Below are 23,018 nucleotides of genomic sequence, written 5' to 3' on the forward strand. Positions count from 1 at the left end.
ACCCGGCACCACCCCGGACCGACCGGCCGCCACTTCCGTCCGTCCGAGGGGGCTCCGGCTCCCGGACGGGGCCGACCCCTCCGGGAAGACCCCCAGTTCCGGACGTCCGTCTCCACCCAGGGGAGTACTCCGCACGGCCGGGCGTCATCCTCCGGGAGGCCCGCAAGCCGGTACGCGGGCATGACGTCCGGGCGCCTCCCGGTCCCTAGTGTTGTTGTCAGCGGCGGGTGCAGCACTCGTCCCCCGAGGTCACGTACCCGCCGCGCCAGACACGACAGGAGAGGACCCATGGCGTACACGGCACCGCGGTCGACCACCAGCCCTTCGGGCCGTCGTCACCCTCTGGTGGCCACGGCCATGGTCCTCCCTCTCGCGGCCCTGCTCGTGGTCGTCTTCGGCGGCTGGGAAGCGGTGGTCACACAGGCGTCGTCCGTGGGCGTGATGTTGGGGCGCTGAACAGCGCCCGGACCAGGGAGAGCGGCCCGGGTCAGGGACATCCGGCCATCAACCCCGTGGGGACGGGGGTGTGGCGGACGGCAGCGTGAGGCCGGTCAGCTGGGGAGCTGACCGGCCTTCGCGCCGCGTACGCTCCCCGCGTGGACCCCGAAGCCCAGCCCGCACCCCCACCGCCCGCGACGCCCCCCTCCCCGCTGGACCGGCTCGCCGCCGTGGCGCGCGCGGCCGCTCACCGCCCCGGCGCGCCGTGCCGCTGCGCGAGCGGCCTGGTCGGGGTGCTCGCCGACCGGGCGGACGGGACGGTCGTACGTCACGGGGCGCTCGTCGCCAAGGCGCACGCCCCCGACACCGACCCCGAGGCGCACCGTGCCCGGCTGGCGCTCGCGGGTCACCCCGACGTCGACGGCGTCCTCCTGCCGCCGCTCCCGCTGCCGGTCCCGTCGCAGGGCGGTGCCGAACTCGACGGCCGTCCCGTCACGGTCTGGCCGTACGGGCCGCCCGTCGCCCCGGACGACCCCGACGCCGCTCCCTGGGAGGACGCGGCGCGGCTCCTGGCCCGGCTCCACCGCACGCCGCCCCCGCCGGTGCTCGCCCAGCGGCTCCCGGCGATGCGGGCCCCGCTCAAGGTGTCGCTCGCCGTGGAGCGGATGCGCGGGACGGCGCCGGACCACCCGGCCGCCGCGACGGTACTGAGCGCCTGGCGGACGCTCTCCAACGACGACAACAACGAGGACAACGACAACAACAACGATGGCAGCGGCGGCCCCGCCCTCCGCCTGCTCTGCCACGGAGACTTCCACCTGGGCCAACTGGTGCGTGAGCCCGGGCCGCTCGGCGACGGCCCCTGGCGGCTCATCGACATCGACGACCTCGGCCTCGGCGACCCCGCGTGGGATCTGGCCCGCCCCGCGGCCTGGTTCGCCGCCGGCATCCTGCCGCCGGAGGTGTGGTCCCGTTTCCTCGGCGCGTACCAGGAGGCGGGCGGTCCGGCCGTCGGGGCCGATCCCTGGGTCCAACTCGACGTTCCGGCCCGGGCCCTGACGGTCCAGACGGCGGCCCTGGCCATCGCCAAGTCGACGGTCGAACGCAGGCCGCTCGACGAGGTCGAGGACGTGATGATCGACACCTGTGCGCGCATAGCGGGACACCGAACCGAATCGTCCCCTTCGGCGTCCACGTAAAGTGAAGCCACCATTCGAACGGCAATGTCAGGGAGTTGAGCCGAGCATGCAGTGTCCCAAGTGCCATGCGGCGATGCACACGTACAACCGCAACGGCGTCCAGATCGAGCAGTGCAGCGGCTGCCGCGGGATATTCCTGGACTTCGGCGAGCTGGAGGCCCTGACCCGCCTGGAGTCCCAGTGGTCCCAGCAGGCGCCGCCCGCCCCGCCGGCGGCCTACCCGGCGCAGCCCGCCCCCGCGGCCCCGGCCTGGGGCGCCCCGCACCAGGGCGGCCACCACGGCGGCGGTCACTACCGCCAGCGCGGCTTCGGTCGGATGCTCTTCTCCTCCTGAGGACCTGAGCACGAAGAAACCCCCGGCCGCGAATTGCGGCCGGGGGCTTCTTCAGGTGGTGCGCGATACTGGGATTGAACCAGTGACCTCTTCCGTGTCAGGGAAGCGCTCTCCCGCTGAGCTAATCGCGCGGGTGTGATGCACACGTCGCATCCGAAGATACTCCATGCTGCGTGCGCGATACTGGGATTGAACCAGTGACCTCTTCCGTGTCAGGGAAGCGCTCTCCCGCTGAGCTAATCGCGCGGGGTGGTGCACACGTCGTGAACGGCGGTGCCGGGTACTGTGTGCGCGATACTGGGATTGAACCAGTGACCTCTTCCGTGTCAGGGAAGCGCTCTCCCGCTGAGCTAATCGCGCGGGGGATCCGAAGACCCAGGATCCGAAGATCCAGTGGACGATACTGGGATTGAACCAGTGACCCCTTCCGTGTCAGGGAAGTGCTCTCCCGCTGAGCTAATCGTCCTTGGAGGTGGAGACGGGATTTGAACCCGTGTAGACGGCTTTGCAGGCCGTTGCCTCGCCTCTCGGCCACTCCACCAGGAGTGATAACAGGGGTTCGGGAAGATCCCCCACATCGAGCGGACGACGAGATTCGAACTCGCGACCCTCACCTTGGCAAGGTGATGCTCTACCAACTGAGCCACGTCCGCTTGTCGTTTCCGTTCCGCTTGCGCGTCCCGGCGACGTGTTGAACTCTAGCGGATTCCTGGGCCAGTACAAAAACGCGTTTCCGCAGCGTGCTGACCTGCGCGCCGATCGGGGTGCCCGGCCGGACGGCCCGGAGGGTTCGTACGTCGTTCACTCGCCGTGTTCCCACTGTGGCGCGCAGCCCTCGCGCAGCCCTCTCGCAGGACCCGCGCACGCCCGGCGCGTGACCCCGCGCACGCGAGCCCGCAGGACCTGGTCCACCCCACCTAGACTCGATGCGTGTACGACTCTGCTCCTCTGGCCCGTTTCGGCGGCCTCGTCGCGACCGATCTCCGGGACGTCACCCATGACCCCGAGGCCCTGGACTCCACCGGCTTCTGGGCCGTCTGCGCGGACTTCGAGGGCCGGCTGACCTGCGCCCGCTTCGGCGACGTGCGGCCCGCCCCGGTGCCCGCGCCCGTGCCGGGGGCCTGGCGGGGACCCGGGGCCGGTGACTGGACGTCCTCGCTCGACCGCGCCGCGTACGTCGCGGGCGTCCGGCGCGTGCGCGAGCACATCGCGCGGGGCGAGGTCTATCAGGCGAACCTCTGCCGGGTGATGACCGCGCCGCTGCCGGACCCGGCCGCCGCCGACGTCGACGCGCTGACCGCGCTCCTGGCCCAGGGCAATCCGGCCCCCTACGCCGGAACGATTCGGCTGCCCGCCCACGGCGTGGAGATCGCCACCGCCTCCCCGGAGCTCTACCTCCGCCGCGAAGGGGCCCTGATCACCTCGGGCCCCATCAAGGGCACCGGTCGCACCGCCGCCGACCTGCTCCCCAAGGACCACGCCGAGAACGTGATGATCGTCGATCTGGTCCGCAACGACCTGGGCCGCGTCAGCGAGACCGGGACCGTCGCCGTCCCCGCGCTCTGCGCGATCGAGGAGCACCCCGGCCTCGTCCATCTCGTCTCCACCGTCACCGGCCTCCTGCGCGAGGACGCCGGCTGGCCCGAGCTCCTCGACGCCACCTTCCCACCCGGCTCCGTCACCGGCGCTCCCAAGTCCAGTGCCCTGCGGATCATCGAGGCCCTGGAGACCGCCCCCCGGGGCCCGTACTGCGGCGGCGTCGGCTGGGTCGACGCCGACGCGGGCACCGCCGAGCTGGCCGTCGGCATACGGACCTTCTGGATCGACCGGCCCGAGGGCGTGCTCCGCTTCGGCACGGGCGCCGGGATCACCTGGGGCTCGGACCCGGAGCGCGAGTGGGAGGAGACCGAGCTGAAGGCGTCCCGGCTGGTCGCGATAGCGTCGGGCGCCTACGAGTCAGGCGCCTACGAGGCGAGCGGAAAGGCCATCTCTCGATGAAACTCTGGGTCAACGGCGGGCTGCACGACGCGGAGGCCGCCCTGGTCTCCGTCCTGGACCACGGGCTGACCGTCGGCGACGGCGTCTTCGAGACCGTCAAGGCCGAGCGTGGCGAAACGTTTGCTCTCACCCTCCACCTGGAGCGGCTCACCCGCTCCGCCCGCGGCCTCGGACTGCCCGAGCCGGACCTCGACGAGGTCCGCCGCGCCTGCGCCGCCGTCCTCGCCGCCAATCCCATGGAGCTCGGCCGGCTGCGGATCACGTACACCGGTGGCCTCTCCCCGCTCGGCTCGGAGCGCGGCGACGCCGCCGGCAGCCTCGTCGTCGGACTCGGCGAGACCGTCCGCCGCGCCGACTCCACCGCGGTGATCACCGTGCCCTGGACCCGTAACGAGCGCAGCGCCCTCGCGGGGCTGAAGACCACCTCGTACGCGGAGAACGTCGTCGCCCTCGCCAGGGCGCGCGAGCAGGGGGCGTCCGAGGCGCTCTTCGGGAACACCGTGGGGCAGCTCTGCGAGGGCACCGGCTCCAACGTCTTCGTCGTCCTCGACGGCACCGTCCACACCCCGCCCGTCTCCTCGGGCTGCCTCGCGGGCATCACCCGGGCCCTCGCCGTGGAGTGGACCGGCGCCGAGGAGAGCGACCTGCCGCTGGACGTCCTGGAGAGCGCCGAGGAGATCTTCCTGACCTCGACGCTCCGCGATGTCCAGGCCGTCCACCGGGTCGACGGGCGCGCGCTCGCCGGCGCCCCGGGGCCGGTCACCGCCAAGGCCATGCGGATCTTCGACGAGCGCGCGGCCCAGGACCGGGACCCGCGCCTCGCCTGAACCCTCCGGCATGAACGGTCCGGCACGAACCGCCCGATCCGAGCCGCCTCGCGGGGGTCGGTGCGCGTAAATCCGGATGACGGACGGCCCGCGGGTGGGTAGAACACCCATGATGACCACCACCCTGCGGCCGTCCGGGCCGCTTCAGCAGACGCCCGACGGCGGCCGTTCCCGTACCTACGACGTGTGCGTGAACAGCCGCCGCGTCGGCTCCGTCCACCTCTCGACCGATCCCGGCTTCGGCGCCGCCTCGGGCCGGATCGAGGAACTCCGGGTCGACGAGCCCGACCGGCGGCGGGGCAGGGGCACTGTCGCCGCGCTCGCCTCCGAGGAGGTGCTGAGGGGCTGGGGCTGCGGCGAGGCGCAGATATCGGTGCCCGCCGAAGCGGAGGCGGCGCTGCGCATGGCCCGCTCGCTGGGCTACACCGAGCGCAGCCGGAACATGGTGAAGGAGCTGGGGGCCGAGCCCCCTGCCCTGCCGGAGGGCGTCGAGGTCAGGCCCATCACCGTGAGCGAGTTCACGGAGTGGAAGGCGCGGGCCATGGAGGGCTTCGTGCGGAGCTGGACCGACCGCGGCGTTCCCGAGGACCAGGCCCGCGCCAAGGCCGACGACAGCTACCGCCGGTACCTCTCCCAGGGCCTGGCCACCCCCGGCGTCGCGATCCACGTGGTCGTCAGGGACGGGCGGCCCGCCGGCTTCCTGTGGACCGGCCGCATCGAGCTCGAACCGGGACGGTGGGCCGCCTTCGTGTACGACATCGAGGTCGCGGAGGAGCGGCGCGGCCGCGGCTACGGCCGGGCCCTCATGCTGCTCGCCGAGCGGGTCGCGCGGGAGACCGGGGAGGAACTGCTCGGACTCCACGTCTTCGCGGGCAACACCCCGGCCATCCGCCTCTACGAGTCCCTCGGCTACCGCACGACCTACGTCAACAGCGCGAAGGAGCTCCGGTAGGGGGGATCAGCCCTTCAGGAGGCGGTCGGCGATCTCCTCGATGCGCCGGCGCAGGCCCTCCTGGCTCTGGCCGCCGTCGAGGCGCTCGCCGCCGATCACATAGGTCGGGGTGCCGGTGACCTTGATCGCCTTGCCCTCGGCCTCGTCCGCGTCGACGGTCAGCAGGTGCCGGCCGTCGATCAGGGCGGTGTCGAACTCCTCGGCGTCCAGCCCCAGTTCGATCGCCACCTCCAGGAGCACCGGCTCGCCGCGGTCGCCGAGCTCGGCGGTCCTGGCCAGCAGCGCCTCCACGTACGGCCAGCCCTTGCCCTGCTCGACGGCCTCCTCGGCGGCCTGGGCGGCGGCGTACGCGTGCTTGTGCTTCGGCAGCGGGAAGTGCCGCAGCTGTACGTCGAGGCGGGTGCCGTACGTCTCGCGCAGGGCGCGGACGTCGTCGAGGGCCACGAAGCAGTCGGGGCACTGGAGGTCGAACCAGGCCTCCAGGACGACGGGGGAGGCGGGTGCGGTGGTGGAGTCGTTCATGGCAGCAGTGTCCCTCACCGGGACCTGGGGAGGAGATCCGGCCGTGACGACCCCGAGATCTCCCTGAGAACGACCCCGGGGCATGGCCGCGAGCGCCCTCGGCGGTGCAGGATGGAAGGGACGTATCACCCGGACCAGGAGGATCGCATGCTCGCCGAGACCATTTGCTCCGCGGCGGCCGCGGCGGGCCTGGGCCTCGCCGCGATCACGGCGTACCGGAAGCGCTTCCTGTCCGCCGCCCGGATCGCCGCCTACGCCCTGGTGCCGCTGGGTCTCGTGATGACCGGCGTCGTGGACTGGATCGCGGGCACGGCCTTCAGCCCGGTCGCCTGGGCCGGGTTCGGTGTGCTCGGTCTGGCCTGGTTGCTGTTCTCGTCCACACGGGCCGTCGAGCGGCGCCGGGGCGGGCGCCGACAGATCGCCGGGGAAGCGGAGCAGCCCGCCGTGGCCCCGGCCGCTTCCTCACCCTCGCGCGCCGTGGCACCGAAGCCGCAGGCCGGGCAGGCCGGGCAGTCCGCCGGGGAGGACTTCAGTGACATCGAGGCGATTCTGAAGAAGCACGGAATCTGATCACTTCTGGCGATTACCGTTCCCGCGATCCACGGGAAGGGGTGAACACCCCTTACGGTGAGGCGTGTTGCGGGATTTCGAGGGTGGGACGTGCGTCATCATCCCCCCGAGATGCTGGATACCTCGCGGGAGCCCGTCCCCGCCGCCCCCGATGCCGCCGGTCCTGTCGACGTACCCCTGGAAGAGCCGCGAGGCTGTCTGTTCGCGCTCTCCCAGCCGCCGTTGATGATCTTCCTCGCGGTGATCGGCTGTCTGCTGCTGATGGCCGCCGTGCACGATCTCTTCGTGCTGTGACGCGTGCAGGGGCGGGTGTGCGGCGGGTGCTGTGACGCGTGCCGCCGTGCGCGCGGTGCGCGGACCGGTCCTGCGGTGTCAGCCCGCCGCTTCCTTGCGGCGCGCCCGGTACGCGGCGACGTGCAGGCGGTTGCCGCAGGTGCGGCTGTCGCAGTAGCGGCGTGAGCGGTTGCGGGACAGGTCGACGAAGGCCCGGCCGCAGTCCGGTGCCTCGCAGCGCCGCAGCCGCTCCTGCTCGCCCGCCACGACGATGAACGCGAGGGCCATGCCGCAGTCGGCGCCGAGGTGGTCCGCCACCGAGGCGCCCGGCGCGAAGTAGTGGACGTGCAGGTCGTAACCGTCGTGGTCGGTGAGCTGCGGGGTGGTGCCCGCGGCCGCCACCAGCTGGTTGATCAGCGGGGCCGCGATCCGGGGGTCGGGGGCCGAGAAGACCGCGGCGAACCTCTCGCGTACCTTGCGCACGGCCCTCAGGTCGTCGGGCCCGAGGTCGCCCACGTCGCTGATCTTGTGGGCGTGCACGAAGGTCCGCAGGCCTTCGAGGTCCGCGAGCTCGTCGGGACGGTCGCCCTGGGGGGCCGTGTTCATCAGATCGACAACGGTGTCGAGGGCGATCCGGGTGTCGTGGGGGATCAGCACGATTCGCTCCCTGGCCGGCCGCGAGCGGCGCCCGCGGAATGGCGCTGACTCTAGCGTGGCCGGGAAAGGGACAACGGCGCCCTCCACCGCGCCGGCTGCGCGGTGGGGAACGCCGTTGTCGTGCCTATGTGACTGCCCACGCGGCGCCGTCGCCCCGAGTCGGACGGTGCCGTGCGGCTCTCGGCCTGGCTCAGCTGTCCGCCAGGATGTGGGAGAGCTCCGTATCGAGATCGAAGTGCCTGTGCTCGGTGCCCGGTGGCACGGCGGCGTCGGTCCGCTTCAGGAACGACTCCAGGGCCCTCGCCGGGGCCTCGAGCAGGGCTTCTCCCTCGGGTGAGCTCAACGCGATGCAGACGACTCCCTGGCCGTGACTACGGGATGGCCAGACGCGGACGTCGCCCGTGCCGGTGGGCCGGTGCAGCCCCTCGGCGAGAAGGTCGCGGGCGAATACCCATTCGACCGTCTCTTCGGCTCCGGTGTGGAAGGTGGCGTGCACGGCATAGGGATCGGCCGTGTCATACCGCAGGCCCGCGGGTACAGGCAGTGAGGACTCGCTCGACACAACGAGGCGCAGGTGCAGCTCGCAGCTGACCGTGGTGTTCATAAGCGCCAGGGCCTTTCGCTCAGTGTGCGCTCGGGGATTCGCACGTCGGCGAAATCGACATGCCACCTCCAGTGCCGTTGTAAACCCCTCTGTCGGTTTTGTGATCGTTCAGGTAGCTCGAACGGACGCATGTAACTTTGGGTAATACCGCCATACCGGTTGGCCTCACGTGTCCGGTAAGTTGGGGGGTATGAATGCGGAGAGTGACGAGCGCACAGGGGATTCCGCAGCCGGCCAGGAAGCCGAATTGGGATCCCGCGCACCGGAGTTCATCAAGTCCCGACGAGGGCTGCACCTGAGCTGGCAGGTCGGCGTCTTCATCGTGGGACTGGCCGTCGTCGGCGCGGGCATCGTGATGCTGCCGCTTCCCGGTCCCGGCTGGCTGGTCATCTTCGGCGGCATGGCGATCTGGGCGACCGAGTTCGTCTGGGCACAGCTCGTGCTGCGCTGGACCAAGCGGAAGGTCACCGAGGCCGCCCAGCGCGCCCTCGACCCCAAGGTCCGCCGCAGGAACATCATCCTCACCACCGTCGGCCTGGTGATCATCGGCACCCTGCTCGGTGTCTACCTCTGGAAGTTCGGCATCGTCATGCCGTGGAAGATCGACGAGTGACCTTCCGATGGTTCGGGAGCCCCGCTGACATGGGGTAATGTTTGCGGTGCGCCCGGGCGATTAGCTCAGTGGGAGAGCACTTCGTTCACACCGAAGGGGTCACTGGTTCGAACCCAGTATCGCCCACCACCCGGCCCGAAGGCCCGGAGACGGAACACCGTCCCCGGGCCTTCCGCGTTTCCGGCTTTCACCGCATCCGCGCCAGCCGCTCCCGCAGCCGCCGGGCGTCCCGCAGTCGCTGCTCGTACGTGGCGCCCACCGCGAGCAGCAGGAGCCCGGCGAGGGCCGGCGGCAGCCAGCGGGGCAGCGCGCCCACCGCCTGCACGACGTACGGGGCCAGCTCGTGCAGCCCGTCCAGGGCCAGCACCGTCCCGCCGAGGACGAGCAGCGCCTGGAGCCGGAAGCGCGCGCCGAGCAGCGTCACGACCAGCGCCGCGACCCCCAGGAGCAGCGGGCGCACCCACGCGGGGTCGACCCAGGCCGCGACGAGACTCGGCAGCAGCGTCGCCGCGAGACCCGGCCCGTACGCCGCCCAGGACGAGGCCTCCGGGTCCCTGCGCCGCCGCAGGAACCCGACGACCAGCGCGGGCACCGTCACCGGCAGCGTGTACGCCTCCGGGGTCGTCACGTCCGAGACCGCGAGCCGCACCCAGGTGGCGAGCAGGAACAGGACCGCGGCCGTCCACGACGCGAACCGCCGCCGCTCCGGCCGGAGCGCCGTCGCCGCCGCGATCACCCCGCCGACGGCCAGGACGAGCGCGAGGAACGCGGGCCGGGACGTGGCGATCCCCAGGGCGAGCAGCCCCACGGAGGCGCCGGAGACCTCGGCCGCGAGGACCACCGGGCCCGTGCGCGTCCGGGCGGCGAGGGCCGCCGTGGCGGCCGGGACCAGGAGCAGGGCCAGCGCCGTCCAGTGGTCCTCGAACCCCGCGGCTGCCGCGCCCGCCAGGACGAGCCCCGCCGCCGTGAGCACGGCGGCGCAGGCGGAGATCACCCGGCGCGCGCCCTCCCCGAGCACGGCGACGCCCGTGAAGAGGCCCAGCAGCACCCCCAGGGCGGCGAACGTGGCCCCTCGGACGTCCAGGGCGAGCGCGACCGCGCTGCCGGCCGACGCGAGCCCGCCGGCATAGGCGCACCAGCCGAGCGCGGTACGGGGCTCAGGGGCGGCCGCCCGCGGCTGGGGCAGCCGGGGCACCCAACCGCCCCAGGGCGTCCCGGGGCCGGGAAGCGGCGGCACGGCGGGGCCGGCGGGCCGCCCGGCCGCCGCGTCCGGCACCTCGCTCCGGCGCAGTCCGCGCAGCAGCGGGCCGGGGCGGACGGCGAGGTGGAGGGCGGCCGCCGCGGTCAGGAGCTGGAGGGCGAGCGTCGTCGCGTACGCCAGGTCCAGCGAGACCGGCAGGGCCGTCAGCAGCGACCAGACGACCGCGAGCGCGCCGCACCGGGCCCAGAGTCGCGGGACGGCCGCGAGCGCGGCGGCGGCCACCAGGAGGACCAGGGCGGCGGTCGCCGGATACGAGGTCAGGGCGCGCTCGGCGTGCTCGCCGGACCACACGTCCGTCGTCCGGGCCACCGGTCCCAGCAGACCCACGGCCGCGGGCGGCAGCGCCCAGAGGGCGCCGAGCGCCACGACCCCGGCCCCGGCGGCGGTCAGCCCGACCCGGACGCCGCGCGGCAGCCACGCGGGCATGCCCGCTCGGGCCGCCCCGGGCGTCACAGTCGCCCCGGGCACGACAGCCGTGCCGTCAGTGCCGTCCGTACCGGCCGGCTTGTCCGCCGTACCCGCCCCGGCCGTCGTCGGCGCGGAGCCGGCGTGCCCGGACGGGGCGTCCGTCGTGCCGGCGCGCCACACCGACGCCAGGGCGAGACCGCACAGCACGTACCCCGGGACCGCCCAGTCCGCCGGGAGCGCCGCCCGGAGGAGGCCGCCGAGGGCCGTCACCGTCGCCAGGCCCGCGAGCGCCGAGGCCGCCGCCGCGAGCGGAGGCCGGCGCCAGGCCACGTACAGCGAAAGGGCCGCGCCCGCCAGGAGGAGCGGGGCGCCGCTCCACGGGGAGGTCAGGGAGAGCCACGCGCCCGTCAGGAGCGACCAGCCGCCCAGCGCCGTCGCCCCGGTCGCCGCCGTGATCCGTACCGCCACCGGGCGGGTCCACAGCACCAGCGCCACGTCCGCCGCGACCGTGGCCAGCGCCGCCCAGGCGAAGGCCGTCGGCCCGCCACCGGCCGCGAGCACGCCGAGCGGCAGCGGCAGCTGGGCCGCGACCACGGCCACCGGCAGCGGGATCCGCAGCCGGCCGAGCACCGACCCGTACGCCGTCCAGGCACCCGCGAGGACCGCGGCCGCCACGGCGGTGTAACCCAGGCCGTCCGTCTCCGGCAGGGCCACCCGGTGCAGCGCGTACGCGTCGAGCACCATCAGGACGAGGCCCAGGGCCGCCACCGACTCGGCCGTCGAGACCAGACCCTTCCGCAGCAGCGCCACTGGCGCGGCCAGCGCCGCCGAGGTCACCACGAGCAGCACCGCCGCCCGGCCACCGATCCCCATCGAGCCCCAGCTCACCAGGGTGAAGGCGACCGCGGCGATCGTCAGAAGCGTCCCGCCGAGCGTCAGCAGCACGTTCTGCGCGCTCCGCGGGGTCGAGTCCGCGACCGGCCTGCCGCCCGGCCACGGCGGGGCCGCCGCCGGAGCAGGCGTGTACAGCGCCCGGATCAGCCAGGCCCGGCGGGCCAGCAACTGGGTCCGGCGCGCGTCGAGTTGCGCCAGCTCGCGGTCGACGAGCACCAGCTCGTCCGCGGGCGGCAGGGAAGTGTCCATACCCGGAGTGTGGCCCCGGCCACACGTGACGGGAATGCGCCGACGTACTCATATCCGTGCCTGAGTACCCCCACACTGGGGGCATGGACTGGTGCCGGTACCGCTTCCGCAGCGTCTGGCGGCTCGCCGCCCCGCCCGACGCCGTCTACGCCGTCCTCGAACGCGCCGAGGAGTACCCCCGCTGGTGGCCCCAGGTCGTCGAGGTCGTCCCCCTCGACGACACCACCGGCACCGCCCGCTTCCGCTCCCTCCTCCCGTACGACCTCGTCGTCACCGCCCGCGCCCTGCGCCGCGACCCCGCCGCCCGGATCCTCGAGGTCGGCCTCGGCGGCGACCTGGAGGGGTGGGTCCGCTGGACCCTCGCGGCGGAAGGGACGGGCACCCGCGCCGTGTACGAGCAGGAGGTGGAGGTCCGCGCCCGGCTCCTGAGGGTCTTCGCCGTCCCCGGACGGCCCGTCTTCCGGGCCAATCACGCGCTGATGATGCGGGGTGGGCGGCGCGGGCTCACCGCCCATATGAGGGGACCGCTCGGAGAGCGTCGATGAGGGGCGGCGGCCGGGCGGTTTGAACCGGACCCTCGCGGGCCTGTATGGTTCAACCCGTTCCCGGGCGATTAGCTCAGCGGGAGAGCACTTCGTTCACACCGAAGGGGTCACTGGTTCGATCCCAGTATCGCCCACCGGGAGAGGCCGGTCCGTCGAAAGACGGACCGGCCTTTGTCATTCCGTGGCCTCAACCCTCAGGCCGCCGTGCGCAGTTCCGGCCGCAGCGGCCACGCCGGGTCCACCGTCTCCGGCGTCCCCTGCCGTGTGAACCACGCCTGGAGCCCACGCGCCTGGGCCGCGTGCCACACCGCCTGGAGCGTGTGGAGCTCCGCCGGGGTCAGCCGCTCGAGACGGGACGAGAAGCGCCGCGCCACCGCCCGTACGACCTCCAGCGACGCCGTCGCGTCCGCCGCCGCGTCGTGCGCCCCGGTCAGCTCCACCTCGTAGTGCGCGCAGAGGTCGGTGAGCGTGCGGCGGCCCTTGCGGTACCGGTCCAGGTGCTTGTCCAGGACCCGCGGGTCGAGCACGCACAGCGGCGAACTCGCCAGATAGGTCCCCAGCGACGACGCCCGGTGCCGGCGCAGCTCCCGGTCCAGCATCGTCAGGTCGAACGGTGCGTTCATCACCACGAGCGGCCGCCCCGCGGCGGTCTGCTCGGCGAGCGCCCGTGCCAGTTCCTCCATCACCGGAGCCGGCCACCGGCCGTTCCGCTGGAGGTGATCGTCCGTCAGGCCGTGGATCGCGGTGGCCTGCTCGGGCACGGCTATGCCCGGATTGACCAGCCAGCGCGTCACGCGAGGACGCGCCCCGGCCGCGTCCTGCACGACGAGGGCGGCCGAGACGATCCGGTCCTCCTCGACGTCGACTCCCGTGGTCTCCGTGTCGAAAGCGGCCAGGGGCCCTTCGTACCAGTGCGTCGTCATCCCCGAACTCCTCGCACCCCAGCGGCAGATGGCCAACCCCCTGCCCGAAACGGTGATACCCGGACTGTTTGCGCCGTACGCGGACCGGTCACAACACCAGGGACGGGGAAGGAAATCGACATGGCGCTCGCCCAGCCCGAGTCGGGAGGGCTGCCGCCCCAGCGGGCAGCAACGACGCGCGGCTCACTCGCCACCACCGCCTGCATGGAGACCCTCCAGGTGGGCTACCTCCACGCGGTCGCCGCGGCGGCCGGCTGTTCACTGTCCCAGCCCTTTCCGGACAACGGCATCGACTGGCACGTGAGCCACGGCTCTCCCGCCCACACCGTCGACGACGAAGTGACCATCAAGGTGCAGCTGAAGTGCACCTACCAGATACCGCCGCACCCGCCGGGCAACGCCTTCTCGTTCACCCTCGACAACGACCACCTGGTGAAGCTCGCCCGGACTCCCGTGTCCGTGCACAAGATCCTGGTCGTGATGCTCGCCCCGAGGACGCAGGAGGACTGGCTGAGGGCGAGCCACGACCGGCTCGACCTGCGGCACTGCTGTTACTGGATCAACCTGGCCGGACACCCGGTCACGGGACGCCGCCGGACCACGGTGCGCGTCCCGACGGCACGGATCTTCGACGACCGGGCGCTCTGCGAGATCATGACCCGGGTCGGCGTGGGAGGGAGACCTTGATGCACCGACCGATCGACGACCCGGACGGCGGGTACGGAGCGGGTGGCGAGGGCGGCGGGCGGGGCTCCGGCTCCGTACCGCCGCCCTACCGTCCCCACCCGGCGCCCGGTGACACCCCCGGGCCCTGGACCGGGATCCCGGCACCGCCCGCGGGGCCCTGGGCCGACACACAGGGCCCGCCCGACCCCGGGCGGGTCGACCCGCGCGTCCTCGGCGCCCTCCTCGCCCGCCACGGCTGGCGGCGGCGCGGCGGCGCGGCCGGGCGCTACAGCCGCTGGACCCCGCCCGGCGGTCCGGGCGGCGGCACGGGAAGGGGCGGCACCAGCCTGCTCGTCCCGGAGAGCCGGGCCTTCCCGGACTGCGAGGACCTGCTCGGCGAGGCGCTCGCCGCCCTCGCCCACAGCGGCACGCCCTCCGCGCGCGAGGTCCTCACCGGCCTCACCGTCCCCAGCGACGAGATCCGCTGGTGGCGCGACGTACCGCCGGGGCCGGCCGGGACGGTCCCCTGGACCGTGCAGGAACAGCTCAGGTCGGCGGCCCGCCAGCTGCTCCTCGCGGGCGCCCTCGCCGTGCGCGGACGGGCCGGCTACCACGGTGCCCGCCACCGCCGCCCAGCACAGGCGTCCCTGGAGACCGTCGTCGTGGGCGCCGCCCCCGGCGGGCGCGGCCTGACCGCCTTCCTGCCCGTCGAACCGGGCCGCCCCATCGCCGTCCGGCTCTACCACGCGCTCTACGCGGCGCGGGAGGCCACCGACTACCAGCGGGCCACCGGCGGAATGGAGGCCTTCGACGCCGCCGTCGAGGCGGGGGTCAGCCGCGAGCTCACCGAGGCCGTCATCGCCCTGGTCCGGGGCACCGAGGGGGCCAGGATCGCCCTCGAATGGGCCCCGGCCGCCGGAGCGCCCGAGGGGTGCGCCGCCCGGCCCGAACCCGTCGAGTTCTCGCCGGGCGACCTGCCCGCCCTGCGCGAGGCGAGCGCCCGCTACCTGACCGACGAGCCGTCCGTACCGGTCCGTCTCACCGGGGCCGTCGTCCGCATGCGCCGCTCGGGGCCGCGCGGCGAGGGCACCGTCCGGCTGCGGGTCCTCGGCGGGGCGGAGGTCCCGCACGTCCGCGTCACCCTCGGCGAGGAGGCGTACCGCACCGCCGTCCACGCCCATCTCGTCGGGCTGCCGATCAGGGTCGTGGGCCGGCTGGAGAGCCGGGGCGGTTTCCGGCGACTGACCGACGCCTCCGGGGTCGTCCCCGTCCAGGTCGACGAGGCGGAACGGGACCGGCTGATGAAGTCGCTCCACGAGAACCTCGACTTCTTCGAGGAGGCGTGCGGCCCGGACGAGGGGTGAGGGCGAGGGGGAGAGGCAGCGGTAGGCGGGGAGCGGGGGAGGCGGGGCGCGGAAACCGTTTCGCGGGCGGACCGGTCGGCTCGGTAAGATCGGCTGCGACGCGGCACCTCGTCTCTGTCGCGCACCGTCGGCGCCGGCACCTCGTGCCTGCCTGCGCCCCAAGGGAAGAAGAACACCAGTGTCTGAAGTCCGTGTGACCGTCCAGTCCGCCTCCGAGGCAGAGGAGAGGGCGGTGAGCGCGGGCACCACCGCCGGTGCCCTCTTCGCCGACGACCGCACCGTCATCGCCGCCCGTGTCGGCGGCGAGCTGAAGGACCTCTCGTACGAGCTCGCCGAGGGCGATGTCGTCGAGGGCGTCGAGATCTCCTCCCCGGACGGTCTCGACATCCTGCGCCACTCCACCGCCCACGTCATGGCCCAGGCCGTGCAGGAACTCTTCCCCGAGGCCAAGCTGGGCATCGGCCCGCCGGTCCGGGACGGCTTCTACTACGACTTCGACGTCGCGAAGCCCTTCACTCCCGAGGACCTCAAGGTCATCGAGAAGAAGATGCAGGAGATCCAGAAGCGCGGCCAGCGCTTCTCCCGCCGCGTGGTGACCGACGAGGCCGCCCGCGAGGAGCTCGCCGACGAGCCGTACAAGCTGGAGCTCATCGGCATCAAGGGCTCCGCCTCCACCGACGACGGCGCCAGCGTCGAGGTGGGCGGCGGCGAGCTGAGCATCTACGACAACCTCGACGCCAAGACCGGCGAGCTGTGCTGGAAGGACCTCTGCCGCGGTCCGCACCTGCCGACCACCCGGAACATCCCGGCGTTCAAGCTCATGCGCAACGCGGCCGCCTACTGGCGCGGCAGCGAGAAGAACCCGATGCTCCAGCGCATCTACGGCACCGCCTGGCCCTCGAAGGACGAGCTGAAGGCGCACCTCGACTTCCTCGCCGAGGCCGAGAAGCGTGACCACCGCAAGCTCGGCAACGAGCTCGACCTCTTCTCCGTGCCGGACGAGATCGGCTCCGGCCTGGCGGTCTTCCACCCCAAGGGCGGCATCATCCGCCGGGTCATGGAGGACTACTCGCGCAAGCGCCACGAGGAGGAGGGCTACGAGTTCGTCTACTCGCCGCACGCCACCAAGGGCAAGCTGTTCGAGAAGTCGGGCCACCTCGACTGGTACGCCGAGGGCATGTACCCCCCCATGCAGCTCGACGAGGGCGTGGACTACTACCTCAAGCCCATGAACTGCCCGATGCACAACCTGATCTTCGACGCGCGCGGGCGCTCCTACCGTGAGCTGCCGCTGCGCCTGTTCGAGTTCGGCACCGTGTACCGGTACGAGAAGTCCGGTGTCGTCCACGGCCTGACCAGGGCCCGGGGCTTCACCCAGGACGACGCGCACATCTACTGCACCCGCGAGCAGATGGCGGAGGAGCTGGACAAGACCCTCACCTTCGTCCTCAACCTGCTGCGCGACTACGGTCTGAACGACTTCTACCTGGAGCTGTCCACCAAGGACCCGGAGAAGTTCGTCGGCTCGGACGAGGTCTGGGAGGAGGCCACCGCGGTCCTCCAGCAGGTCGCCGAGAAGCAGGGCCTCCCGCTGACCCCCGACCCGGGCGGCGCCGCCTTCTACGGCCCGAAGATCTCGGTGCAGGCGCGGGATGCCATCGGCCGTACCTGGCAGATGTCGACCGTGCAGCTCGACTTCAACCTGCCGGAGCGCTTCGACCTGGAGTACACCTCCCCGGACGGCACCAAGCAGCGCCCGGTCATGATCCACCGCGCGCTGTTCGGTTCGATCGAGCGCTTCTTCGCGGTGCTCCTCGAGCACTACGCGGGTGCCATGCCGCCGTGGCTGGCGCCGGTGCAGGCGACCGGTATCCCGATCGGCGACGCCCACGTCGACTACCTGCACGAGTTCGCCGCCAAGGCGAAGAAGCAGGGCCTGCGCGTGGACGTCGACTCGTCCTCGGACCGCATGCAGAAGAAGATCCGGAACGCGCAGAAGCAGAAGGTCCCGTTCATGATCATCGCTGGTGACGAGGACATGGCCGCCGGTGCCGTCTCCTTCCGCTACCGCGACGGTTCGCAGGAGAACGGCATCCCCGTAGACGAGGCCATCGCCAAGATCGCCAAGGTCGTCGAGGACCGCGTCCAGGTCTGACGGCCTCGCGTGTGATCAGGCCCCCGGGGAGCTCCCCTGGGGCCTCTTCGCGTCCTCCCGCTCGTCCTCCCGCGTGAACGACTGGATCAGCCAGGACGAGAACGAACCCGTCACCGCGCCGAGCAGGGCGAGCCCGCAGCCCATCACGCCCACCGCGGTCAGCCGGCCCATCGGGGTCACCGGGGTGACGTCCCCGTACCCCACCGTCGCGAGTGTGGCGCAGGTCCACCACACCGCGTCGCCGAAGGTGAGGATCGAGGCGCCCGGGGCGTTCACCTCGTACTTGTAGACGGTGAGCGCTCCCGCGAAGCCGAGCAGGGTCGTGGTGAGGCCGGAGTAGACCATCACGCGCGCGTAGAGACTGAGCCGCGGCTTCTCCTGGCGGCGCTGGATCCGGTCGTAGATGTCGACCATCCGCACCGGCCGCAGCAGGGGCAGCAGCAGGACCACCGTGTCGAGGGGGTGGGTGCGGACGAAGCGGAGCGGGCCTTGGCCGCTGAGGAGGAGCCGTACCGCGTAGTCCGCGATGAAGACGGCCCAGGAGGCGAGGGTGATCGCGAGGCAGAGGTCGAGCCAGGCCTGGGGGAGATCGTGGTGGCCGAGGACCTGGATCGCGTACCCCGCCAGATAGGCGACGGAAGCCACGGCGAGCGGGGTCACCATGTGGTGGTCCCAGCGTTCCTGGCGAGGCGTTTTCGGTGGCCTTTCGCTCATCGGATCAGCATGGCGGCTGCATGGATCTTCCGCCCCGACGACACGTTCCGAACGGGCGACGCAATATGCTGCACAGCATGACGACTGAGCCGGAGCAGCAGATCGGAGTCGGGACGCGGGACGCGTTCCAGCGCCTGTGGACGCCTCATCGGATGGCGTACATCCAGGGCGAGAACAAGCCGACCGGGCCGGGGGCCGACGACGGCTGCCCCTTCTGCTCGATTCCGTCGAAGTCCGACGAGGACGGCCTGGTGATCGCCCGCGGCGCGAGCGTGTACGCGGTCCTCAACCTGTACCCGTACAACGGCGGCCACCTCATGGTCGTCCCGTACCGGCACGTCGCCGACTACACGGACCTGGACGTGGCGGAGACGGCGGAGCTCGCCGACTTCACCAAGCGCGCGATGGTCGCGCTGCGGACGGCGTCGGGCGCGCACGGCTTCAACATCGGCATGAACCAGGGCGCCGTCGCGGGCGCCGGGATCGCCGCGCACCTGCACCAGCACGTGGTGCCGCGCTGGGGCGGCGACACCAACTTCATGCCGGTCGTCGGGCACACCAAGGTGCTTCCGCAGCTGCTCGCCGACACCCGGAAGATGCTGGCCGACGCCTGGCCGGCCACCGTCTGATCCGTACGCGCGCGACGGCCCGGGCCGAGTGGCCCGGGCCGTTTCCGTGGTGGCTCGGGAGCGCGCCCCCGTCAGGCGCCGCCCGTCGTCAGGCGCCGCCCCCGTCAGGCGTCGTAGACGTCGGCCTTCTTCGGGCCCGGGTCCTGGACGGCCCCGCCGAGGAACAGTGAGCGGTTGGTGAAGCGCTCCGTGTCGACACCGTGGTCGTCGAGCATCTTCACGGTCGCGGAGTGGACGGCCCGCAGCACCGGCGTGGCCATGCGGATGGCGTCGTCGGCCATGAAGCGGTTCTTCCAGAGCGGGCCCGCCCAGGCGTGGCGGAGGCCGAAGGGTTCCGGCAGGACGACCTTGCCGCCGAGGAAGTCCAGGAGCGGCGGGTACCAGGAGAGCGGGGCGCGCACCGCGAGCCTGACCACCTCGTCGGTCTCCATCAGCGGCTGCTGGATCTCCCGCGTCTCCCAGAAGCGGACGGCCTTCGAGACCTCCTTGGTCTTCGCCTTGGGCTTCGTGGTGAAGAGGGAGTGCACGGGCCCCAGGGCGTGGCCGGTGACCTCGACCCGCAGGGTGTGGTGGAGCGAGGTGACGGTGACCAGCATCGTGAGGACGAGGTTCCCGTCCCACAGGGTGAACTGCACGCCGAGGTAGTGGCGGTTGCCGGCGCCGAACTGCTGGTCGTTGCAGATGCGCTGTATCTCGTGCGGCTTGACCTGGTAGTGGACGATGCTGTCGCCCTCGGGGCGCGTGACCTCGTCGGCGCCCTCGCCGACCGGGGAGACGATCCAGTGCTTGACGGTCGGCTTAGGGAAGCCCGTCTTGAGGGAGCCGCGCTCCAGGAGCGTGAGCTGGTCGTGGATCTTCCGTATGACGTCCCAGGCGCGGAAGTCGTGGATCTCCCGGCCGGGCTGCGGGACGAGCTCCTCGGCCAGGGTCCAGCTGCCCCAGCGGGTGCCCATGCCGAGGATGCCCTTCGTGCCCGCGTAGAAGACGATGTTGGACTGCTGCTCGGCGGAGAGCTTCTCCAGGTTCAGCCGGAGGGCCTCGGCGGCCTTCTCGGTCGGATCCTGGGGCACGGCCTCGGGGATCTTCGGGCCGGCGCCGCCGCCGCTCAGCAGGGACGTCCACTGCTCGCGCAGGGCGACGGCGGTCTTCTCGCAGATCTGGCGCGCGAGGAACCAGCCGACGACCGGAGCCACGATCATGGCGCGCAGGTAGTTCGGCAGGAGCCCGTCGAAGGGCAGCTTGACGAGGACGAGGAGCGCGAAGAGGCCGGCCGCGACGAGGAGCGCGGTGCCGACCGCGCTGGTGCGCCTGTTCGCGGAGCCGGCGGCGATCCGGCGGAGCTGGATGACGCCGAGCCAGAGGAGCAGGCCGGGCAGGAAGAGGACACCGCAGAAGAAGGTGACCATGGTGAGCCGGATGTCGCGCTGCCGGCGGATCCGGGAGGCGGCGAGGCAGTGCTCGACCACCGGCTGGGGTTCGGCGCCGAAGGACTGGATGAGGGCCTTGCGGCCGCCGCCGAGCATGCGCACCTGGACCGCGCGGGAGAAGGCCTCGCCGAGGTCGGGGTGGAAGAGCTTGTTCCATCTCCCTTCCTTGACCGTCGACTTGTGCAGGTCGTTGTTGGCCTCCAGGATCACCTCGACCGGGCTGTCGCGGTACGCGACGGAGGCGAGGGCATGGGTCGCCGCCGTCCGTCCGTCCGATCCCTGGAGGGGAATCTGTGCCCCGGGTCCGAATCCGTCGAAAGCCACTGCCGCCCCCATCGCCGCGAGTACCTGTGCGGGCTGTTCCCAACTGCCGCGCCCGGCACACCTTCTGAGCTGGGCACCACAGCGTAACCGGGTACCGGCTGATGCGTCACGGGAGTGCGCGGTCACGTCCGAATGCCGCCCGCCGGTTCGGCGCCGGCCAGGCGGCTTTCGGCCTTCTCCCCGTCAACTGCGAGGATCAGGAGCGTTTTTCGGCCTCGCCGCGGATCCGGTCCGCCAGGTGCGGGGGCATCGGCTCGTGCCGGGCGTACGCGCGGTCGAACCGGCCCGTGCCGTGCGAGACGGAGCGCAGGTCGATCGCGTACCGGCCGATCTCGATCTCCGGGACCTCGGCCTTGACCAGGGTCCGCCCCGGCCCCGACTGCTCGGTGCCGACGACCCGGCCGCGCCGCCCCGACAGATCGCTCATGACCGGTCCGACGTACTCGTCGGGGACGAGGACCCGCACGTCGGCGACCGGCTCCAGGAGATGGACGGGGACCTCGGCGGCCGCCTCGCGCAGCGCGAGCGCCCCTGCCGTCTGGAAGGCGGCGTCGGAGGAGTCGACCGAGTGCGCCTTGCCGTCCCGCAGGGTGATCCGGACGTCGACGAGCGGGTATCCGGCGGCGACGCCCCGGGCGGCCTGGGCCCGTACCCCCTTCTCGACGGAGGAGACGAACTGGCGCGGGACCGCTCCGCCGACCACCTTGTCGACGAACTCGACGCCGCTGCCCGTCGGCAGCGGCTCCACGTCGATCTCGCAGATCGCGTACTGGCCGTGGCCGCCGGACTGCTTGACGTGCCGGCCCCGGCCCGCCGAGGGGCCGCCGAAGGTCTCGCGCAGCGGCACCTTGTACGGCACGGCGTCGACCTGGACCCCGTAGCGGCCCCTGAGCCGTTCCAGGACGACGTCCTGATGGGCCTCGCCCAGGCACCACAGCACCACCTGACGGGTGTCCTGGTTCTGTTCGAGGCGCATGGTCGGGTCCTCGGCGACCAGCCGGGCAAGACCCTGCGAGAGCCGGTCCTCGTCGGCCTTGCTGTGCGCCTCGACGGCGAGCGGCAGCAGGGGCTCCGGCATGCTCCACGGCTCCATGAGGAGCGGGTCGTCCTTGGCGGAGATCGTGTCGCCGGTCTCGGCGCGGCCCAGCCGGGCGACACAGGCGAGGTCACCCGCGATGCAGTGCGACATGGGGCGCTGCTGTTTGCCGAACGGAGAGGTCATGCCGCCGATGCGCTCGTCGACGTCATGGTCCTCGTGGCCCCGGTCGGTCAGGCCGTGGCCGGACACGTGCACGGTCTCGTCGGGGCGCAGGGTCCCGGAGAAGACCCGGACCAGGGAGATCCGGCCGACGTAGGGGTCGGCGGCGGTCTTGACGACCTCGGCGACCAGCGGGCCGTCGGGGTCACAGGTGAGCGGCGGCCGGGGCTGCCCGTCGGGCGTGGTGACGGCGGGTGGCTCGTGCTCCAGGGGGGAGGGGAAGCCGCCGGTGATCAGTTCCAGGAGCTCGAGGGTGCCGAGGCCCTGCGTCCCGCCGTCGGCGGCCGGGGAGGCCGCGAGGACCGGATGGAAGCTGCCCCGGGCGACGGCCTTCTCCAGGTCGTCGACGAGCGTCTTCACGTCGATCTCCTCGCCGCCGAGATAGCGGTCCATGAGGGTCTCGTCCTCGCTCTCGGCGATGATCCCCTCGATGAGCCGCGCCCTGGCCTGCGCGATCACCTCCCGCCGGCCCTCGTCGGGCTCCTCCTCGTGCCGCACGCCCGTCGAGTAGTCGAGGACCCGCTCCGAGAGCAGACCGACGAGTCCCGTGACGGGCGCGTGCCCGTCGGCTCCTTCGGCGCCGCGAACGGGCAGGTAGAGGGGGAGGACGGCGTCCGGGTCGTCACGGCCGAAGAGACCGGCGCAGACGGCGGTGAGTTCGGTGAAGTCGGTGCGGGCGGTGTCGAGGTGGGTGACGACGATGGCCCGGGGCATGCCGACGGCGGCGCACTCCTCCCAGACCATGCGGGTGGAGGCGGCGACGGCATCGGCCTCCTGCGCGGCCGAGACGACGAAGAGGGCCGCGTCCGCCGCCCGCAGACCGGCCCTCAGCTCCCCGACGAAGTCGGCGTACCCGGGGGTGTCGAGGAGGTTGATCTTGAAGCCGTCCCAGCCGACCGGGACGAGGGAGAGTTGTACGGAGCGCTGCTGGCGGTGCTCGATCTCGTCGTAGTCGGAGATCGTCGCGCCGTCCTCGACGCGCCCGGCCCGGTTGACCGCCCCGGCGGTCTGGGCCAGCGCCTCGACGAGGGTCGTCTTGCCCGATCCGCTGTGGCCGACCAGCACCACGTTCCGTACGGACGCGGGACGGTCGGCCGTCAAAGCCCTGCCGGCGGCCCCGGTGGGGGTGTTCCCTTTGTCACCCATGATGTGTTCCTCCCGACTGCTCGCACGGTGCGGCGGTACGACGGGTGCCGCGGGGGAGTGGCGTGTCG

22 protein-coding genes and 8 tRNA genes are annotated in these 23,018 nt (G+C 72.4%); 16 read left to right on the forward strand and 14 right to left on the reverse strand.

From position 1 onward, the window contains the following. Positions 1-288 precede the first annotated feature (288 nt). From ACWFR1_RS10210 to ACWFR1_RS10220, 3 genes are all read left to right on the forward strand, one after another. Complete coding sequence (locus ACWFR1_RS10210) at positions 289-456, forward strand: hypothetical protein (RefSeq protein ID WP_024758747.1); 168 nt, start codon at positions 289-291, stop codon at positions 454-456. Between the two features lie 194 nt (positions 457-650). Beyond that, positions 651-1,637, forward strand: a complete 987-nt coding sequence (locus tag ACWFR1_RS10215) for a phosphotransferase (protein WP_453548770.1) — start codon at positions 651-653, stop codon at positions 1,635-1,637. A gap of 46 nt (positions 1,638-1,683) precedes the next feature. Then, positions 1,684-1,971 (forward strand): TFIIB-type zinc ribbon-containing protein, encoded by a 288-nt coding sequence (locus tag ACWFR1_RS10220; RefSeq protein ID WP_453548703.1) that lies wholly within the window; start codon positions 1,684-1,686, stop codon positions 1,969-1,971. 56 nt (positions 1,972-2,027) lie between these two features. Here the strand turns inward: ACWFR1_RS10220 and ACWFR1_RS10225 are convergent. The 6 genes from ACWFR1_RS10225 to ACWFR1_RS10250 form a co-directional block, all read right to left on the reverse strand. Continuing rightward, positions 2,028-2,102 (reverse strand) — tRNA-Val (locus ACWFR1_RS10225). Between the two features lie 43 nt (positions 2,103-2,145). Then, positions 2,146-2,217: transfer RNA gene (locus ACWFR1_RS10230), tRNA-Val, on the reverse strand. Between the two features lie 42 nt (positions 2,218-2,259). Further along, positions 2,260-2,331: transfer RNA gene (locus ACWFR1_RS10235), tRNA-Val, on the reverse strand. 34 nt (positions 2,332-2,365) lie between these two features. Continuing rightward, a tRNA-Val gene (locus ACWFR1_RS10240) sits at positions 2,366-2,437 on the reverse strand. A gap of 1 nt (position 2,438) precedes the next feature. Continuing rightward, a tRNA-Cys gene (locus ACWFR1_RS10245) sits at positions 2,439-2,512 on the reverse strand. 39 nt (positions 2,513-2,551) lie between these two features. Beyond that, positions 2,552-2,624: transfer RNA gene (locus tag ACWFR1_RS10250), tRNA-Gly, on the reverse strand. Between the two features lie 277 nt (positions 2,625-2,901). On the opposite strand from ACWFR1_RS10250, the gene ACWFR1_RS10255 reads away from it, so the two are divergent. From ACWFR1_RS10255 to ACWFR1_RS10265, 3 genes are all read left to right on the forward strand, one after another. Further along, entirely contained in the window at positions 2,902-3,969 is a 1,068-nt protein-coding gene (locus tag ACWFR1_RS10255) for a chorismate-binding protein (RefSeq protein WP_453548705.1), read from the forward strand. After that, complete coding sequence (locus tag ACWFR1_RS10260) at positions 3,966-4,796, forward strand: aminotransferase class IV (RefSeq protein ID WP_453548708.1); 831 nt, start codon at positions 3,966-3,968, stop codon at positions 4,794-4,796. The genes ACWFR1_RS10255 and ACWFR1_RS10260 overlap by 4 nt, the downstream gene beginning before the upstream one ends. 112 nt (positions 4,797-4,908) lie before the next feature. Then, positions 4,909-5,748 carry a GNAT family N-acetyltransferase gene (locus tag ACWFR1_RS10265; RefSeq protein WP_453548772.1) on the forward strand — a complete coding sequence of 280 codons (840 nt, stop codon included), beginning with the start codon at positions 4,909-4,911 and terminating at the stop codon, positions 5,746-5,748. A 6-nt stretch (positions 5,749-5,754) separates the two neighbouring features. Here ACWFR1_RS10265 and ACWFR1_RS10270 read toward each other — a convergent pair whose 3' ends face one another. After that, positions 5,755-6,270, reverse strand: a complete 516-nt coding sequence (locus tag ACWFR1_RS10270; protein ID WP_453548710.1) for a DsbA family protein — start codon at positions 6,268-6,270, stop codon at positions 5,755-5,757. 147 nt (positions 6,271-6,417) lie between these two features. On the opposite strand from ACWFR1_RS10270, the gene ACWFR1_RS10275 reads away from it, so the two are divergent. After that, on the forward strand, positions 6,418-6,840 hold the full coding sequence (locus ACWFR1_RS10275) for a hypothetical protein (RefSeq protein ID WP_453548712.1): 423 nt from the start codon (positions 6,418-6,420) through the stop codon (positions 6,838-6,840). 111 nt (positions 6,841-6,951) lie between these two features. Beyond that, complete coding sequence (locus ACWFR1_RS10280; RefSeq protein WP_453548775.1) at positions 6,952-7,134, forward strand: hypothetical protein; 183 nt, start codon at positions 6,952-6,954, stop codon at positions 7,132-7,134. 78 nt (positions 7,135-7,212) lie between these two features. On the opposite strand, the gene ACWFR1_RS10285 is transcribed toward ACWFR1_RS10280, so the two are convergent. Then, positions 7,213-7,770: a CGNR zinc finger domain-containing protein gene (locus ACWFR1_RS10285; RefSeq protein WP_453548715.1), complete on the reverse strand. Its 558-nt coding sequence runs from the start codon at positions 7,768-7,770 to the stop codon at positions 7,213-7,215. A gap of 190 nt (positions 7,771-7,960) precedes the next feature. Continuing rightward, positions 7,961-8,374 carry an SsgA family sporulation/cell division regulator gene (locus tag ACWFR1_RS10290; RefSeq protein ID WP_015032345.1) on the reverse strand — a complete coding sequence of 138 codons (414 nt, stop codon included), beginning with the start codon at positions 8,372-8,374 and terminating at the stop codon, positions 7,961-7,963. Positions 8,375-8,564: 190 nt separating this feature from the next. Between ACWFR1_RS10290 and ACWFR1_RS10295 the strand changes: the two genes are divergently transcribed. Together ACWFR1_RS10295 and ACWFR1_RS10300 are read left to right on the forward strand one after the other, a co-directional pair. Continuing rightward, positions 8,565-8,987 carry a TIGR02611 family protein gene (locus ACWFR1_RS10295; RefSeq protein WP_453548717.1) on the forward strand — a complete coding sequence of 141 codons (423 nt, stop codon included), beginning with the start codon at positions 8,565-8,567 and terminating at the stop codon, positions 8,985-8,987. Positions 8,988-9,041: 54 nt separating this feature from the next. Then, positions 9,042-9,116 (forward strand) — tRNA-Val (locus tag ACWFR1_RS10300). Between the two features lie 58 nt (positions 9,117-9,174). On the opposite strand, the gene ACWFR1_RS10305 is transcribed toward ACWFR1_RS10300, so the two are convergent. Beyond that, complete coding sequence (locus ACWFR1_RS10305; RefSeq protein WP_453548720.1) at positions 9,175-11,799, reverse strand: SCO7613 C-terminal domain-containing membrane protein; 2,625 nt, start codon at positions 11,797-11,799, stop codon at positions 9,175-9,177. Between the two features lie 83 nt (positions 11,800-11,882). Between ACWFR1_RS10305 and ACWFR1_RS10310 the strand changes: the two genes are divergently transcribed. Together ACWFR1_RS10310 and ACWFR1_RS10315 are read left to right on the forward strand one after the other, a co-directional pair. Further along, on the forward strand, positions 11,883-12,344 hold the full coding sequence (locus ACWFR1_RS10310) for an SRPBCC family protein (protein WP_453548722.1): 462 nt from the start codon (positions 11,883-11,885) through the stop codon (positions 12,342-12,344). A 62-nt stretch (positions 12,345-12,406) separates the two neighbouring features. After that, a tRNA-Val gene (locus tag ACWFR1_RS10315) sits at positions 12,407-12,478 on the forward strand. Positions 12,479-12,538: 60 nt separating this feature from the next. Here the strand turns inward: ACWFR1_RS10315 and ACWFR1_RS10320 are convergent. Continuing rightward, positions 12,539-13,267: an exonuclease domain-containing protein gene (locus ACWFR1_RS10320; protein ID WP_453548724.1), complete on the reverse strand. Its 729-nt coding sequence runs from the start codon at positions 13,265-13,267 to the stop codon at positions 12,539-12,541. Between the two features lie 120 nt (positions 13,268-13,387). Here ACWFR1_RS10320 and ACWFR1_RS10325 point away from each other — a divergent pair, with 120 nt between their 5' ends. The 3 genes from ACWFR1_RS10325 (at position 13,388) to thrS (ending at position 17,452) form a co-directional block, all read left to right on the forward strand. After that, entirely contained in the window at positions 13,388-13,954 is a 567-nt protein-coding gene (locus ACWFR1_RS10325) for a DUF4365 domain-containing protein (protein WP_453548726.1), read from the forward strand. Further along, the gene (locus tag ACWFR1_RS10330) at positions 13,954-15,297 is read left to right on the forward strand and encodes a hypothetical protein (RefSeq protein WP_453548728.1); all 1,344 of its coding nucleotides are present in this window, start codon (positions 13,954-13,956) and stop codon (positions 15,295-15,297) included. The genes ACWFR1_RS10325 and ACWFR1_RS10330 overlap by 1 nt, the downstream gene beginning before the upstream one ends. A gap of 178 nt (positions 15,298-15,475) precedes the next feature. Next, on the forward strand, positions 15,476-17,452 hold the full coding sequence (thrS, locus tag ACWFR1_RS10335; protein ID WP_453548731.1) for a threonine--tRNA ligase: 1,977 nt from the start codon (positions 15,476-15,478) through the stop codon (positions 17,450-17,452). A gap of 15 nt (positions 17,453-17,467) precedes the next feature. Here thrS and ACWFR1_RS10340 read toward each other — a convergent pair whose 3' ends face one another. Further along, on the reverse strand, positions 17,468-18,166 hold the full coding sequence (locus tag ACWFR1_RS10340) for a potassium channel family protein (protein WP_453548733.1): 699 nt from the start codon (positions 18,164-18,166) through the stop codon (positions 17,468-17,470). Positions 18,167-18,231: 65 nt separating this feature from the next. Here ACWFR1_RS10340 and ACWFR1_RS10345 point away from each other — a divergent pair, with 65 nt between their 5' ends. Then, positions 18,232-18,795, forward strand: a complete 564-nt coding sequence (locus ACWFR1_RS10345) for an HIT family protein (RefSeq protein ID WP_453548736.1) — start codon at positions 18,232-18,234, stop codon at positions 18,793-18,795. A 104-nt stretch (positions 18,796-18,899) separates the two neighbouring features. On the opposite strand, the gene ACWFR1_RS10350 is transcribed toward ACWFR1_RS10345, so the two are convergent. Then, positions 18,900-20,558 (reverse strand): hypothetical protein, encoded by a 1,659-nt coding sequence (locus tag ACWFR1_RS10350; protein WP_453548738.1) that lies wholly within the window; start codon positions 20,556-20,558, stop codon positions 18,900-18,902. A gap of 184 nt (positions 20,559-20,742) precedes the next feature. Beyond that, positions 20,743-22,950: an elongation factor G-like protein EF-G2 gene (locus ACWFR1_RS10355; protein WP_453548740.1), complete on the reverse strand. Its 2,208-nt coding sequence runs from the start codon at positions 22,948-22,950 to the stop codon at positions 20,743-20,745. Positions 22,951-23,018 lie beyond the last annotated feature (68 nt).

Source organism: Streptomyces sp. NPDC055103 (genome assembly GCF_053607625.1).